General features: G+C 62.6%; 14 protein-coding genes and 1 pseudogene. 4 read left to right on the top strand and 11 right to left on the bottom strand.

The window, feature by feature from the left end; translation table 11 throughout:
* Nucleotides 1-4: 4 nt before the first annotated feature.
* Nucleotides 5-2185 (top strand): thiamine pyrophosphate-dependent enzyme, encoded by a 2181-nt coding sequence (locus O1W68_RS02480; protein WP_269301296.1) that lies wholly within the window; start codon nucleotides 5-7, stop codon nucleotides 2183-2185.
* Here O1W68_RS02480 and O1W68_RS02475 read toward each other — a convergent pair.
* From O1W68_RS02475 to O1W68_RS02450, 6 genes and pseudogenes are all read right to left on the bottom strand, one after another.
* Nucleotides 2141-2713 carry a TetR/AcrR family transcriptional regulator gene (locus O1W68_RS02475; protein ID WP_269301295.1) on the bottom strand — a complete coding sequence of 191 codons (573 nt, stop codon included), beginning with the start codon at nucleotides 2711-2713 and terminating at the stop codon, nucleotides 2141-2143. The genes O1W68_RS02480 and O1W68_RS02475 overlap by 45 nt on opposite strands.
* 65 nt (nucleotides 2714-2778) lie before the next feature.
* Nucleotides 2779-2964 carry a rubredoxin gene (locus O1W68_RS02470; protein WP_269301294.1) on the bottom strand — a complete coding sequence of 62 codons (186 nt, stop codon included), beginning with the start codon at nucleotides 2962-2964 and terminating at the stop codon, nucleotides 2779-2781.
* Nucleotide 2965: 1 nt separating this feature from the next.
* Nucleotides 2966-3133 carry a rubredoxin gene (locus O1W68_RS02465; protein WP_269301293.1) on the bottom strand — a complete coding sequence of 56 codons (168 nt, stop codon included), beginning with the start codon at nucleotides 3131-3133 and terminating at the stop codon, nucleotides 2966-2968.
* On the bottom strand, nucleotides 3133-4353 hold the full coding sequence (locus O1W68_RS02460; protein ID WP_269301770.1) for an alkane 1-monooxygenase: 1221 nt from the start codon (nucleotides 4351-4353) through the stop codon (nucleotides 3133-3135). Before O1W68_RS02460 ends, O1W68_RS02465 begins: the two co-directional genes overlap by 1 nt.
* Nucleotides 4354-4489: 136 nt before the next feature.
* Nucleotides 4490-4957 carry a polyketide cyclase gene (locus O1W68_RS02455; RefSeq protein WP_269301292.1) on the bottom strand — a complete coding sequence of 156 codons (468 nt, stop codon included), beginning with the start codon at nucleotides 4955-4957 and terminating at the stop codon, nucleotides 4490-4492.
* Nucleotides 4958-5030: 73 nt separating this feature from the next.
* A pseudogene (locus O1W68_RS02450) lies at nucleotides 5031-5225 on the bottom strand (LLM class flavin-dependent oxidoreductase); the annotation flags it as partial.
* Between the two features lie 151 nt (nucleotides 5226-5376).
* Here O1W68_RS02450 and O1W68_RS02445 point away from each other — a divergent pair.
* On the top strand, nucleotides 5377-6789 hold the full coding sequence (locus O1W68_RS02445; RefSeq protein WP_269301291.1) for a hemolysin family protein: 1413 nt from the start codon (nucleotides 5377-5379) through the stop codon (nucleotides 6787-6789).
* On the top strand, nucleotides 6786-7793 hold the full coding sequence (locus tag O1W68_RS02440) for a hemolysin family protein (protein WP_269301290.1): 1008 nt from the start codon (nucleotides 6786-6788) through the stop codon (nucleotides 7791-7793). Before O1W68_RS02445 ends, O1W68_RS02440 begins: the two co-directional genes overlap by 4 nt.
* 232 nt (nucleotides 7794-8025) lie before the next feature.
* On the opposite strand, the gene O1W68_RS02435 is transcribed toward O1W68_RS02440, so the two are convergent.
* From O1W68_RS02435 to O1W68_RS02420, 4 genes are all read right to left on the bottom strand, one after another.
* Nucleotides 8026-8496: a MarR family winged helix-turn-helix transcriptional regulator gene (locus tag O1W68_RS02435; RefSeq protein ID WP_269301289.1), complete on the bottom strand. Its 471-nt coding sequence runs from the start codon at nucleotides 8494-8496 to the stop codon at nucleotides 8026-8028.
* 141 nt (nucleotides 8497-8637) lie between these two features.
* On the bottom strand, nucleotides 8638-9132 hold the full coding sequence (locus O1W68_RS02430) for a DUF6764 family protein (protein WP_269301288.1): 495 nt from the start codon (nucleotides 9130-9132) through the stop codon (nucleotides 8638-8640).
* A 143-nt stretch (nucleotides 9133-9275) separates the two neighbouring features.
* Complete coding sequence (locus O1W68_RS02425) at nucleotides 9276-11339, bottom strand: neutral/alkaline non-lysosomal ceramidase N-terminal domain-containing protein (RefSeq protein ID WP_269301287.1); 2064 nt, start codon at nucleotides 11337-11339, stop codon at nucleotides 9276-9278.
* Between the two features lie 53 nt (nucleotides 11340-11392).
* Nucleotides 11393-12772, bottom strand: a complete 1380-nt coding sequence (locus O1W68_RS02420; protein ID WP_442972263.1) for an FUSC family protein — start codon at nucleotides 12770-12772, stop codon at nucleotides 11393-11395.
* Between the two features lie 73 nt (nucleotides 12773-12845).
* Here O1W68_RS02420 and O1W68_RS02415 point away from each other — a divergent pair, with 73 nt between their 5' ends.
* Nucleotides 12846-13346: a MarR family winged helix-turn-helix transcriptional regulator gene (locus O1W68_RS02415; protein ID WP_269301286.1), complete on the top strand. Its 501-nt coding sequence runs from the start codon at nucleotides 12846-12848 to the stop codon at nucleotides 13344-13346.
* Nucleotides 13347-13449: 103 nt separating this feature from the next.
* Here the strand turns inward: O1W68_RS02415 and O1W68_RS02410 are convergent, their stop codons facing one another.
* Complete coding sequence (locus O1W68_RS02410) at nucleotides 13450-14076, bottom strand: lipocalin family protein (RefSeq protein WP_442972262.1); 627 nt, start codon at nucleotides 14074-14076, stop codon at nucleotides 13450-13452.
* Between the last annotated feature and the right edge of the window lies 1 nt (nucleotide 14077).

Raw genomic sequence — 14077 nt, 5'->3', positions numbered from 1 at the left:
AGCCATGGCCGAACCGATCGACGAATACTTTCTGGATCGAGTCGGTTCCCTGTGCTCAGGCAGCAGCTCGGTGAGCCGGTCAGCCTCGACCGACCGCATCCTCGAGCTGTTCGATGCCCAGCTCGGCAGCAGGCATCTCGATCTCGCGGCGCGCTGGCTCCGCTCGATCGGCCGAGGTTTCTACACGATCGGTAGCGCCGGACACGAAAGCAACGCAGCGGTTGCCGGTGCACTACGACCGACGGACCCGGCGTTGTTGCACTACCGTTCGGGAGCCTTCTATCTCGAACGTGCACGCCAGGGAGGCGGCAGTGATCCGATACGCGACGTCCTCGAAGGCCTCGTCGCGGCGGTGAGCGAGCCGATGTCCGGTGGACGTCACAAAGTGTTCGGCCGGGCCGACCTTGCCGTCATTCCACAGACTTCGACCATTGCCTCGCATCTTCCCCGCGCAGTCGGCGTCGCATTCTCGATTCCACGAGCGAAAAAGCTCGGTGTGCCCTCACCGTGGCCTGCGGATGCCGTCGTGATCTGCAGTTTCGGCGACGCGTCGGCCAACCATTCGACGGCCCTGGGGGCCATCAACACCGCTGTTCACTCGGCTTATCAGGGCGTGCCGTTGCCGCTGCTGTTCGTCTGTGAGGACAACGGCATCGGAATCAGCGTGCGGACACCGGCGGGTTGGATCGCGTCCAACTTCGCTGAACGACATGGGCTCGAATACTTCTACGCCGACGGCAGTGACCTGCACGAAGTTCTCGAGACGGCGACGGCGGCATCGACCTGGGTGCGTACGCACCGCAAGCCGGCTTTTCTGCATTTGCGCACAGTCCGATTGATGGGCCACGCCGGATCCGACGTCGAATCTGCGTACCGTGGAGCTTCGGAAATTTCCGCTGATCATGCGCGAGATCCTGTTCTCTGCACGGCACGGTGGCTGATCGAGAACGGAGCCCTCTCCGCCGAGGATGTACTGGAACGCTACGAAGCCAAGCGTGCTCTGGTGATCGGGGCTGCACGCGAGATCGCGGAACTACCGCACCTCCGTTCTGCGGCCGAGGTGATGAAGCCGCTTTCGGAGATGATGCGCGACGTCGCCTCGAAGCCGCAGGCAGGCCCCACATCGTCTGCGGCAGCGATTGTGGCGGGGCCAGGGGCTCCGTTGACGTTAGCGCAGGCGGTGAACCGGGCGTTGCTCGAGGTTCTCGAACGCTATCGACAGGCAGTCCTGTTCGGGGAGGATGTCGCCAGGAAGGGCGGTGTCTACGGCGTCACGCGTGGGTTGCTGGACAGTGTGGGGCCTACGCGTGTGTTCGACACCGTTCTCGACGAGCAGGCGATACTAGGACTCGCTGCGGGAGCGGGTATTTCGGGATTGCTGCCGATTGCGGAGATTCAGTATCTGGCCTACCTGCACAACGCGGCCGATCAGATTCGGGGGGAAGCGGCGACACTACAGTTCTTTTCGAATCGGCAGTACCGAAACCCGATGGTGGTCCGTATCGCCGCGTACGGCTATCAGAAGGGCTTCGGTGGACACTTTCACAACGACAATGCTGTTGCAGCGCTGAGGGATATCCCCGGGATCGTCATTGCCTCGCCGTCGCGCCCTGACGACGCTGCCTCGATGTTGTCGACCTGCGCGGACGTAGCGGTTCGCCACGGTGCGGTGTGCATCTTCCTAGAGCCGATTGCGTTGTACCACAACAAAGACCTGTACGAGGACGGTGACGGGGAGTGGATGAACAGCTATCCGACCGAGACCGTGGAGGTCGGCCGCGCGCGGGTGTACGGCGAGGGAAACGATCTGACGATCGTCACATTCGGTAACGGTGTCCGGATGAGCCTGCGCTCTGCTCGCGCGCTCGAAAAAGTCGACATCGGTGTACGCGTGGTGGACATACGCTGGATCGCTCCGCTGCCCATCGCCGACATCGAACACCATGCTCGTGCGACCGGTCGAGTCCTGGTGGTCGACGAGACTCGTAGAACGGGCGGAGTCGGTGAAGGAGTGATCGCGGCGCTGGCCGACGCAGGCTTCGACGGCATCGTCCGCAGGGTGGCGAGCGCGGACAGCTTCATCCCGCTGGGCGACGCGGCGCTCGAGGTTCTGCTGTCCGAGGACGACATCATCGATGCGTCAGGCCGAATCCTTCACGGTGTCGACGAAGGGCGCGAGCAGTGATGCCATGTCGGCGGCGACGTCGGCGGAATTCGACGGGGGCATCGATATATAGCTCAATGCCAGCCGCACGACGGCGCGGCCGAGGACGTCGGCGTTGTGCGGTGAGGCCCGAATCCAGCTGTGCTCGAAGGTCTCGGCAAGTCGAGATGCCGCATGTTCGAGCAGAATTCCACTTTCGGTGGTGACGAGACGAAGTAGATCCGGAGGTGGGTCGTCGGTCAGTATCGACAACACGAGTGGGTCGGAGGCGCTCCGCCCGAAGAACTGGGTGAAGGCCAGATACAACGCGCGAAGGCTGTCGTTCTCGTTGGCGTAGATTGCGCTGTCGACGGCCGAGACGAAGGTGTCGGTGAGCCGCAACGCGTAGCCCTGCGCCAAACCCTTTCTGGTGCCGAACTCCTTGTAGAGGGTTTGGCGACTGACCCCCGCCGTCTTGGCGACGTCCGTCATGTTGACGTTCGACCAGGTGTGTTCGAGGAGCAGAGAGTGGAGCGCGTCGAGAATGGTGGTGCGCATCAGGCTGGTCACAGCGCTTTTGTAAGGGCTGGTCGTCTCCGGTCGCACAGTCACTTCGTCGACATTACCGCCCGCCGTCACGGCCTGCTGATCTCGACCATGAAGAAGTCGGCCTTGGCGGCACCACAATCGGGGCAGCTCCAGTCCTCCGGGATGTTCTCCCATTTGGTCCCTGGCTCGATGCCGTCATCGGGCCAACCGATTTCCTCGTCGTACTCGAATCCGCATTGGATGCATTGGTAGAGCTTGAAATCGGTGGACATGTCAGTCTGCTTTCTGTTCGAAGTCGATCTTTTCTCGGACGCCGCAGTCCGGGCACGGCCAGTCGTCGGCGATGTCGGCCCACGGGGTGCCGGCTGGAAATCCTTCACGCGGTGCGCCGACGGTCTCGTCGTAGACGAAGTTGCACACGGGGCATCGGTAGCCGGCCATCACTGTGCCTCGGGAGTCGCACCGTAGCGAGCAAGGATCTTCGCGCGCTTGCTGGGCTCGATGTTGACGTTTGTGATGTCACCGAGGTAGTGCTCCAACACCCTGTGGTCCATCACCTTTCGCCAGATCGGTGGGAAGTAGGCGAGGGCAATCATGCTTGCGTAGCCGCTCGGGAGGTTCGGTGCACCTTCCATGCTGCGCAGGGTCTGGTACCTGCGCGTCGGGTTGGCGTGGTGATCGCTGTGCCGCTGAAGGTGATAGAGAAAGATGTTGGTGACGATGTGATCGGAGTTCCAGCTGTGCTCCGGCGCGCAGCGCTCGTATCTGCCGGAGGCCGTCTTACCGCGAAGCAGCCCGTAATGCTCCAGGTAGTTGACGGTTTCGAGGAGCGCGAATCCGTAGACGGCCTGCAGAATCAGGTACGGTGCGATTCCGATGCCGAATACGGCGATGAGACCACCGAACAACACGATCGACATCAGCCAGGCGTTGAGGACATCGTTGTGGATGTTCCACGTGGACTTGCCGAGTCGATCCATACGGGACTTCTCCAGCTCCCACGACGAGCGCAGGCTTCCCCACACACTGCGGGGGAGGAAGCGCCAGAAGCTCTCTCCGAACTTCGAGCTCGCGGGGTCTTCCGGTGTTGCAACGCGAACATGATGGCCGCGGTTGTGCTCGATGAAGAAGTGTCCGTAGAACGTCTGCGCCAGTGTGACTTTCGACAGCCAGCGTTCGAGGCTCGGCTTCTTGTGTCCCATTTCGTGCGCCGTGTTGATTCCCACGCCGCCTACGACGCCGATGCTGATGGCGAGTCCGATCTTCGAGGCTAGCCCGAGGCCGCCGTCGATCCCGAGCCAGCTGAGGTTCTCTGCTGTCCACAGGTAGCAGGCGAAGACGAGGCTCGCGAGCTGGAAGGGGATGTAGATGTACGTGCAGTAGCGGTAGTACTTGTCGTTCTCCAGACGCTCCATGACCTCGTCGGGCGGATTCTGACCGTCCGGACCGAAGAACAGATCGAGTGCGGGCAACAGCCCGTAGACGAGGATCGGCCCGATCCACCACAGCACGGGGGAGACCGCAGACCAGCCGAGTTGATTGAAGACCCAGATCATTGCGGTCGCGAAGAAGACGGCGGTGGGCGGGACGAGCCCCATCAGCCATAGGTAACGCTTCTTGTCGTTCCACTCCTCAACAGGGGCGCTCGACTGGGGACTCATCTGGGTTGCCACGACGCAAACTCCTCATCTGACGCGGATTACAAGTGGTGCATGTCACGTAGTAGATGACAATACCTTATATATGTAAACCTGGTGGACAAATGAGGAGATTTGTCGACGCAGCGAAGTTCTCGTCTCAGTCCTCGATCGGCACTCCGAGATGCCGGGCGAGCTTGCGCATCGTGTCGACGATCTGCTCTTCCTTCACTCGCGGAAACCTCGCAGCCCTGCGGAACTCCATATCGGTGACGCGTGACCAGTCGTAGACCTGGGTGAGCGCGGTCCGGTCGTCGGTAACAGCGTCGAGCTCCCACGACCAGCGGGTTCCACGCGGCTCCATGCCCTTCCTGTTGGGGATCCACCCGATCCGGCGATCCTGCTCGAAAACGAACACGGTGTTCTCCATGACGTACTCACCGATCGCAGGCTGATACATCTCCATTGCGAACATTTCGCCCACAGTTGTCAGCGGCATCGGGTCGATTGCGCCCTGCAGCATGTCCGATCCGTCCAGCTCGGCCTGTAGTTCCGGATTTGCCAGGGCCGCGAAGATCGATGCTGCGGGGGCGTCGATCACGCGTCGGACCGTCAGTTGTTCGGTCAAGGGAGCTCGCTTCCAGTCTTGTGGCGTTACCTCTCGCGCACATATGTGCCCGAAGCGATCGAGCATATTCCTCTCAGCCCAGTTTCAGCCCCGCAACAGCGTTGGAGTTTTCCGGCCTGGCGAGTCCGTAATGCCCCCGCAGCGTGTCCGCGGTGTATTCGGTACGGAACAAACCCCGAGCCTGCAGGATCGGCACGACGTGGTCGACGAAGAGATCCAAGCCCGACGGCAGGACGGGCGGCATGATGTCGAAGCCGTCTGCAGCGCCGCCTGCGACCGATCTGGCATTCGAATGGGCGAGGTACAATCGGACAAATCACCACCCCGCCCACAAGCAGAGGATTCATGGACAGCGATAGACCCGGGCCGGACGCGGCTCCACGCACGATGTCGACAATGTGCGAGGCGGTGTCCGGCGAATGAGCGAAGTGCTCACCCTCCTGCTCGGCGTCCTCGTCGTCTTCCTGATCACGGTCGTCACCGGCTATTTCGTGGCGCAGGAATTCGCTTACATGACTGTGGACCGATCTCGACTCAAAGCTCGCGCCGAGGCCGGCGACCCGGGCGCGCGGCGCACTCTCGAGGTCACCAAGCGCACCTCGTTCATGCTGTCCGGCGCGCAACTCGGGATCACGGTGACCGGGCTTCTCGTCGGTTACGTCGCGGAGCCGCTCATCGGACAATCCCTGGGCACAATGCTCGGCGGGGTCGGTATTCCGACCGCGGTCGGAATAGGTATCGGTGCCGTAGTAGCGCTGCTGTTCTCGACGTTCGTCCAAATGTTGTTCGGCGAGCTGTTTCCCAAGAACTTCGCGATCGCCCGGCCCGAGCCGGTCGCACGCTGGCTGTCCTTGTCGACAACGATGTATCTCAAGCTGTTCGGATGGTTGATCACCATCTTCGACCAGGCATCGAATCTGCTGCTGAAAGTGCTGAAGATCGAGCCGGTGCACGACGTCGAACACTCCGCGACGCTCCGTGACCTCGAACATATCGTTGCCGAGTCGCGAGGTTCCGGCGATCTGCCCGACGAATTGTCCGATCTCCTCGATCGCATCCTCGACTTCCCGACGCGAACCGTCGAGCATGCGATGATTCCGCGATCTCGTGCAGCGACCGTGCGTGCCCACGATTCGCTGGCATCTGTCACGGCATCGATGGGTCACGAGCATTCTCGCTATCCAGTGCTGGACGAGGACGACGGCATCGTGGGTGTGGTGCATCTGCAGGACATTCTGATCGCCGTCGATCGGCCCGACGCCGAAGTCCGCGAGTTCGTTCGCCCGGCCTTGATTCTGCCGGAGACACAATCACTTCCCGACGCTGTTCTCGAATTACAGTCTTCGAACAATCAGCTCGCCTGTGTGATCGATGAATACGGCGGTTTGACCGGTGTCCTCACCATCGAGGACTTGGCCGAGGAGCTCGTCGGTGAGATCACCGACGAACACGACAGCGATGAGGTCGATCCCACTCCGATTGCAGCCGAGGACGGTACTTGGACGATGAGCGGTGAGGTTCATATCGACGAGGTCGAACGCTCCATCGATCACGATCTGCCCGGTGGTGACTACGAGACGATCGCCGGTTTGATCATCTCCCATCATGGAGCTTTGCCCAGCGTCGGAACCATAGTGGAAGTCGAATTGCCCGCCGATTCGGCCGACCTGGTGAACGACGACGACGAAGTACCCGAGCGATACGTGGTGCTCGAGGTGCGCAAGATCGACAACTACGTACCGTCGCTGGTCAGCCTCCAGCTGAGACAACGTGATTCGCGAAGCGGCGATACCGACCGCTCCGATGACAGAGAAAAGGATTCCCACCGATGAGTGATCCCTGGATCGTGCTGGCGGTCACTATCGGTCTGATCGCTGCAAGTGCCTTCTTCGTCGCCGTCGAGTTCGCGCTGCTCGCGGCAAAACGCCACCGGCTCGAGGATGCAGCGAGCACCAGCAGGTCGGCACGTGCTGCCCTGCGTAGTTCGAGTGAACTGACGGTGCTGCTGGCAGGTTCACAACTCGGCATCACCCTGTGCACGTTGGCCCTCGGCGCCACCACCAAACCTGCCGTACACCATTGGCTCACAACCGCTTTCGAGTCCTGGGGTATCGCGTATTGGGTGTCGGACGTGGCCGGTTTCGTGCTTGCGCTCATCATCGTCACCTTCCTTCATCTCGTGGTCGGGGAAATGGCTCCGAAGTCGTGGGCCATCGCCCATCCGGAACGGTCCGCGACGTTGCTGGCCATTCCGATGCGCGGTTTCATGTGGCTCACTCGCCCGATGCTTCTCGCTCTCAACGGTATGGCGAACTGGTGCCTACGCAAGGTCGGCGTCGAACCATCCGGACAGCTCGCCTCGGGACAGAACGCTGAGGACCTGCGCCAGCTGGTGGAACACTCCGTCAACGTCGGAGCGCTGGACAGCAGTTACTCGGCGCAGATTTCCGGCGCGCTGGACCTGCAGAAGCTGGTGGTTCGTGACCTTCTGATGTCGCCGGGTCTGCCTGTGTCAGTGTCCTCGGCGGCGACGATCGCGGACGTCCGAGCAGCGTCGATCGAGTCGGGACACCTCCGAATTCTCGTGCGAGACAGTGAAATCGTCAGCGGTGTGGTCCATGTTCGCGACACTCTCAACGGTGATGTCACCCTCTCCGAGATCACTCGCCCGGTACTCACCTTGCAGGTCGACACTCCGGTGTACGTAGCACTGGCCTCGATGCGCGAAACGAGCAATCATCTTGCGCTCGTCGTCGAAGGAGGGCAGACACTCGGCGTGGTGACGCTGTCCGATGTCCTCTCACGGCTGTTGCCGACGGCTACTTCGCCCGTCTGAAGACGACTCCCGAAGGCGTGAGAACACAAAAAAACTCGGCCCTCGCTGGACTATCTCCTGCGGGGCCGAGTGGCTTTTTCTCGAGCGTGTCAGATTGGATTGATGACCAGCAGCGTTGCCCAATACGTTGCAACGTCGTGGCCGACCTGGGGGAGTAACAGGTCATACAGAAGGTAGGACATCATCTCGCTCGAGCTCCTCGTTGTTCGCGGCACAGGCGCCACTTCATGGGTTAACGCTCTACATGGTTCACGAGCCTCGCCGGAAGGTCAATCACCCCGGCGGAATCCGCCCGTCGAGCGAGTTTCCAAAGGATGGGAGCCGATAGATGAAGGACATCACGTTCGAGCTGAGTGAGCTCCCCGTCCATCGCGTCGGCGAGCCACTTGTCGCGCTGTGCACGGTCAGCTGCGACGAGGGTCGTTCCTTCTGCGGTCATCACGATCAACAATCTTCGCCGATCGGCGGTGTCCGGGGTACGGGTCACCAAACCCTCGGCTTCGAGGGCGTTGAGATTACTTGTCAGCGACTGAATCCGTACGCCCTGCATCGCAGCGAGGTCGACGGGGGCGCTCGATCCGCCGCTTCGCTCGACGTCGCCCAGAATCTGCATCTGACTCGGTGTCAGGTAGTGCACCGGCCGCTGCTTGCGCAGCCTTCTCGTCAAAGCGAGCATCGCCTCGCTGAACTCCGAGGTAGTCATCTATCCGCCTGCTGCACGCCATCGGTACGCATGTCGGTAGCTTAAGCGCCGCTGGACCTGCGTGAATGCAACTACGTTCTCGCGCTCGGGTGCGGAGCGCGAGAACGTAGTTTTCTTCGTAGAACCTGTGCTGAGATCAGGTCAGCCGATGCAGCCCTGCAGGGTGGTGAAGCTCCCCGCGATGCCGGGTCCCTGGCATACGGCCCCGGTGGGGGTCAGCGTGATGGTGGCACCTGGGCCGGCAATCGCGATGGACAGCCCTGGCCCTACGGCCGAGTTGTCCGCGAAGCTGCCCGGTCCGAAAGCGATCGCCGCCGGTCCTCCGCCTGCCGTGCCGTCCGCTACGGCGGTGCCGCCGTTGAATCCGAGAGCGAGTGCTGCTGCGTTCGCCATGGCGTTGGCAGATCCCCAGCCTTCGAACCCGTATCCGGCTGCCGCGCTGGTGGCGTCGGCCTGACTGTCGCACTGTGAGCTTCCGACCAGCGACGCTTCAGCGTTGCCGCCCGGTGCGGTCGTACATCCGACCGGGGCGGCGGACGCCGTCGCAGGAACGAGTGCGGCGAACGCCAGTGCTGTGCCGATGGCCGCTACGCCGCCCAGACTTCTCTTCACTGCTGTCATCCTGGCTGTGGACATGTCGAGCCTCCCGATAGGTCGTTGGTAAAGGTGGGCTGCGTGGAACTGGTTCCGCCGCAGCACCGTCCTCTACGTTCCCCTCTCGGGGACACAGCCAACCCAAGCGACCATTACGTATCGGTCACAGAATAATCACAACAAGGTCACGACGACAGGATCTCGAATTCGGCAGAGGTTCCCGTGAACGGTGTGAGCCGGCCATCGATCGACCGGGCATCACCGAAATACACGATGCGGTAGCGCCCGGACTGCTGCGAAGCGGGGACATCCCACGCGATCGTGGTGTCGGTGATCGGCCCAGAGTTGTCGAAGACGATGGTGGTGTACCAGTCACTGTCGTCGTACTCTCGAACCCAATTCGCACCGTCGGCTCGCTCCACGGCCAAGTAGGTGTCGTCGCGTCGCAGATTCGAGTTGGGGTTCGCACCGGAAAACCGTACGGCGACATGTGCGCCGACGTCGTACTGCGGGGCCGGCTGACTCAGGACGTCGCCGAATGCCCTGCCAGGAGCCGGAAGGTCGACGAACGCGATTCCGCTGGGAGAGTTCGGTATCGCGCCGGTCAGGTCGGGCTGCGAAGTGCCGTTGTCGACGGCCCTGCCATCTCGCATGGCGGCTGCGAGGTCGACGGCGATTTGGACGGTTGCCGGCAGTTGCCAACGGCCGAACGGTGTCGCGCCGCCTTCGTAGTCCTGCTGGTCGTATTCCTCGGGGGTGGTCAGATAATGGCCGTAGCCGTTGGTGTATCCCTGCACGACGATCTGATCGGCGTCGACGCCGAGTGTGTCGGCCAGTGCTGTCCGCAAGCGTGAGCCCGCGACAATGGTCGGCTCGAACGGGCAGGAGAACAGGAAGAAACCGCCCAGCCGCGCGAGGTGAAAAGGAAGCTGCTGCTGCACGATTCCTGGTATCAATCCGACGGGGAGAAGGATGTCCTTCGGGGCATGAGCATCTCGTAGCCACTGCGGCATCACCACCGCGCTGAGAGCTGCCAGTGCGGGATTGCCGCCGCGTTCGCCCTCTTGAAGGCCGAGCTCCGGCAGTCCACCGCCGTCCTCCTGGCTCGACGCCGCGAAGGCGGCACCGAGAGCTGCGGGGCTGGTGGTGTGGGTGCGGCCATCGCCGGTGAACTCCGGTCGGACAGTGAAGCCGGAGAAGTCTGCATATGCCCACCGGACATCGATGCCGGTGCCGACGGCGCTCGCAGCGGACTCGGTTTGCGCACGCGCAGTATCGAATTGCCGCATGCCGATGATGCGGGTGTTCTCGAATTCATCGGTCGTCGGACCGGTCCCGGGCTGCCTGTCAAGGTTGGGTGTGATGTCGCCGGGGGTGCTTTGGCAGAATGCGGCGACGAAGCTGGGGTTGCGGTAGTCGACTTTCTCGACCTCACGCTCCCAGTGCCATGCTGCATATCCCTTGTTGTCGGTGCTGACCAAGGTGTTCGTGGCCTTCATCGACGTGCCGTGGGTGGCGAACCAGTTGATGATGCCCGCCAGTTCGCCGTCCCGCATCACCTGTAGGTTGACCGATCGCGGATCGATCTTGCCCGGGAATCGAGAGGTGTCCGAGATCGGATCTCGATCGAACGCCTTGGGAGAGCGATTTACTCCAGCATCGGTCAAGGATCCGGTGGTGATCGAGACCTGACCGGGTTGCACGTCGTCGTGAGCCCGCACGATCGCGTCCACGATGCCCGCAACGTTGGACTCGAAGGTGATCGGCCGGAAGCCGAGCGTGGTGATGTCCACCAAGAGGTGGCCGTCGGTTCCGCCGGGGGCGGCATGGGTGTGCGTAGCCGAGAGCAGGACGTTCCCTCGGTGGTAGAGGTCGCCGAAGCGAGCGGAAAGACGCCGAAGCACTTCTTCGAGAATGCTTTCGAACATGAGGCCGACCTCGCACGTCACATGCACGAGTCGCTGCGCCGAGGCGGCGTCGACGAACACGAACGCCCGCGCACGCTGCCGCAGGTGCAGGCCTGCCGATGACTGCTCCAGCACTGCGTACCCGTTCATTCCGGCACCGAGCGGTTCACCTGTCATGTCACCGATGCCTCGGCCGACTTCGAGACCTCCCGGTGCCGCCCACGCTCGCCCCGCGCTCCCGAGGGTCGCACTCCCAAGGGTCGCAGCCCCGAGGGCCGCGACCCCGGTGGCGGCGAGAAATGATCGTCTACCGAGTCCTGAATTCACTACGATTGCCCCCATGCTCGTCGATTCGAACTGCACGGTAACACCGTCTCACCGGACGTAGGGACGCTCTAGGCCAGTGCGTTCTCGTGCTGGCGATCTCCGATTCCGATGGTGAGGGCAGCGACGACGATCCCGATCAGGACACCGATGAGGGTGTCGCCGACCCTACTGAGCGCGACGGTGGGGGAGAGCTGGCCGGCTATCCCGGTCAGAAGCAACGCCATCGGGGTGACGGCGATCGTGGTGAGGGCGTAGTTCTTCATGACGAGGAGTTCGGCAACGATCTGCAGAGCGATGATGGCGACCGTCGTCTGCCAGTATCCGAGCGCAACTGCAATCAGTGCGGCGGCGATCACCGCGCCGCCGACATTGCCGAGTAGCCGCTGAATGCCGCGTTCGACCGTCGTGTGAAAAGTGATGCCCTGCATGGCCGCCATCGCGCCCATGGTCGCCCACAACGGGTGCTCGAAGCCGAAAGCAGTTGCGCACCATGCGGCCAGCAACGAGGCGAGAACGATGCGTGCCGCGTTGTCCACCAGGGAACGTGATGTCAACGAGCGCACGCCGACGGCAAAGAAGTTTTCAGGCTTGGCGGCGAGCTCGGCAGCCCGCATCGGTAACGCGTCGTACCTGCGCATCTTTCGCAGTGCGCGCTCGTGAGCGAGGATTTCTGCTGCATGAGTGGGATCTTCGTCGCGTGCCCAGGCGTCGAGCAGGTGCTCGGCGTCGTCGAGGAGAGCAGTCAGTCCGAGGCTGTGTGCGCGCGAGGTCGGCCGGGCATTGAGTGCGACGATTACGCGAGCGCGTTCGATCGATGCTCGGGCGATGCCGTCTTGTCTGGAGTCGGTGGCCGCGAGAGCGCGGGCGACCGCGAGTTGACCGGGCCCGACCGGATGCAGCAATGCCGGGAGCATTGCTGCCACCCATCCGATGGCAGCACCGATGGACACCGAAACGAACACTTCGGCCACGTCCCCGGTGGCGCTCGCGAACCCGACAGCAGCGGTCGAAGCGAACACGAGGATGACAGGGCCGGGTCCGGTTATCGAGAAGGCCGACAGGACGAGTGCCGCGACTCCGGCTGTCAGGGAGATTGCGACTATCTCGAGGGTGGAGGAGTCCGTCATCGTGCCCAGCGCGGCGCCCAGTGTCGCCCAGAGAACTATCGAGCCGCCGACGAGCGCCAACTTTCCTGCGCGCCGTGGGTACGGCTCGTGTCGCGCGAAGGCACTGCTCAGGGCGCCCAGCGCAGCGAACCCGGCGAGTTCGGGCCTGCCGAGAATGCCTCCGCCGACGAGGACGACGGCGACGGCGGCGCCGACGCGCAGGGCTGGCGCGATAGTCGCATCAGCCTGCCCGAGCGTCATCGCCTGGCGCCAGGCCGCTCGGGAAGTGGCGTGGGCGAGCGCAGAACGGGTGTGGGCGAGTCGGGTATCGGAAACAGGCACCCGGATACTTTATAAGTATTTTACTAGTGAAGTAAATGCTGCCGTCTGTGACCTGGGCCGTAAGGTGGATGACATGACCTCGGTGCAGCAATCTGGCGGAGACTTCGTGGACCAGGTTCGGCGCGAGTGGGTCGCCCTTTTTCCGGACACCGACACCTCGCCGATCGAGGTACTCGCGCGAATCGGAAGGATTGCCGCCCAGGCCAACCACCTACTCGATTCCACACTCGCGCCGAGTGGAGTGTCGAGGGCCGAGTTCGACGTCTTGAGCGCGCTGCGCCGAGCCCGACGACCACTACGAGCGAGCGAAGTGACCTCGGTGACGATGCTCAGTGGGGCATCCACCACCAAGATCTCGGAACGTCTGGTGAGGGAAGGTTTGGTCGAGCGACTCGGCCTGGACCGCGATGCGCGAGTTGTGCTGTTGCAACTCACTGCTGCCGGTATCGAATTGGTCGACACCGTCTTTCCGTTACGACTCGCGCGTGATCGTGAACTGCTCGACGGGTTGAACCGGGAGGAAACAGAGACGTTGGCGCACCTGCTGCGGAAGGTCGCGCTCAACGTCGAATAATGCGGTCGAATAATGCGGTCGAGTAATGCGGTCGAGTGATGCGACTGATCGCATGTGAGTGGAACGCCCTCGCCGAGAGCTGATTCCACCCACATGCGAAGCCCTAGACGGTGCAGAGAGGCTGTATGCCCGCCGCTCCGCCCGGTGTCGGCGAGGTGAGGATCAGGCACGAGTTGTAGCCGAGCGATTCTGCGACGGCACGGATTTCACGGAACTTCTCCGGGCTCGCTTCTGATGAGCGGGACAGGACGAAACCCGAAGTCCGGAACGGATCTCCGACGAACGCCCAGGAGTAGTCGTCCGCGATGTAGGCGACGATGTAGTTGGTCGGCCCTTCGGGGTTCTCCTGGGTGGGAACACCCGGAAAGCTCACGTGCAGCTGGGCATTCGTCACCGTGTCATTGACGCGGGCGTTTCCGAGAATGTAGTTCTGGTCCCCGTTCCAAGTGGTGCACGTGTTCTCCACGCGCACGTTGGCCGGATCGAGCAGGGTGTACTTGGCTTGCGTGTCGCGCGCGCATTCGAGGTTGAACGGCTGCGGTACCGCGGCAATTTGATTCCAGGTTCCCTGGTATCGATCGACATCGAGGGACGGAATGGGGGCGAGGGGTTCGAATCCGGCCGAACCCGACGGGGCAGGTGCTGCCTGAGCGATTCCGCCGGCGAGCAGCATCCCCGTGGCGCACGCGCCGGCAACGAGCGCGCGTGTGAGCATCGAATGTACCTTCATG

Source organism: Rhodococcus sp. H36-A4, from assembly GCF_027158005.1.
In the GTDB taxonomy this organism is placed as follows: Bacteria; Actinomycetota; Actinomycetes; order Mycobacteriales; family Mycobacteriaceae; genus Rhodococcoides.
This window is presented reverse-complemented; position numbering and strand designations above follow the sequence as displayed.

Coding starts and splice junctions, on each gene's coding strand:
- O1W68_RS02480 (WP_269301296.1), top strand. CDS start 5: ATGGCCGAACCGATCGACGAATACTTTCTGGATCGAGTCGGTTCCCTG.
- O1W68_RS02470 (WP_269301294.1), bottom strand. CDS start 2,964: ATGTCCACCGATTTCAAGCTCTACCAATGCATCCAATGCGGATTCGAG.
- O1W68_RS02465 (WP_269301293.1), bottom strand. CDS start 3,133: ATGGCCGGCTACCGATGCCCCGTGTGCAACTTCGTCTACGACGAGACC.
- O1W68_RS02460 (WP_269301770.1), bottom strand. CDS start 4,353: ATGAGTCCCCAGTCGAGCGCCCCTGTTGAGGAGTGGAACGACAAGAAG.
- O1W68_RS02445 (WP_269301291.1), top strand. CDS start 5,377: ATGAGCGAAGTGCTCACCCTCCTGCTCGGCGTCCTCGTCGTCTTCCTG.
- O1W68_RS02440 (WP_269301290.1), top strand. CDS start 6,786: ATGAGTGATCCCTGGATCGTGCTGGCGGTCACTATCGGTCTGATCGCT.
- O1W68_RS02435 (WP_269301289.1), bottom strand. CDS start 8,496: ATGACTACCTCGGAGTTCAGCGAGGCGATGCTCGCTTTGACGAGAAGG.
- O1W68_RS02430 (WP_269301288.1), bottom strand. CDS start 9,132: ATGTCCACAGCCAGGATGACAGCAGTGAAGAGAAGTCTGGGCGGCGTA.
- O1W68_RS02425 (WP_269301287.1), bottom strand. CDS start 11,339: ATGGGGGCAATCGTAGTGAATTCAGGACTCGGTAGACGATCATTTCTC.
- O1W68_RS02415 (WP_269301286.1), top strand. CDS start 12,846: ATGACCTCGGTGCAGCAATCTGGCGGAGACTTCGTGGACCAGGTTCGG.
- O1W68_RS02410 (WP_442972262.1), bottom strand. CDS start 14,076: ATGAAGGTACATTCGATGCTCACACGCGCGCTCGTTGCCGGCGCGTGC.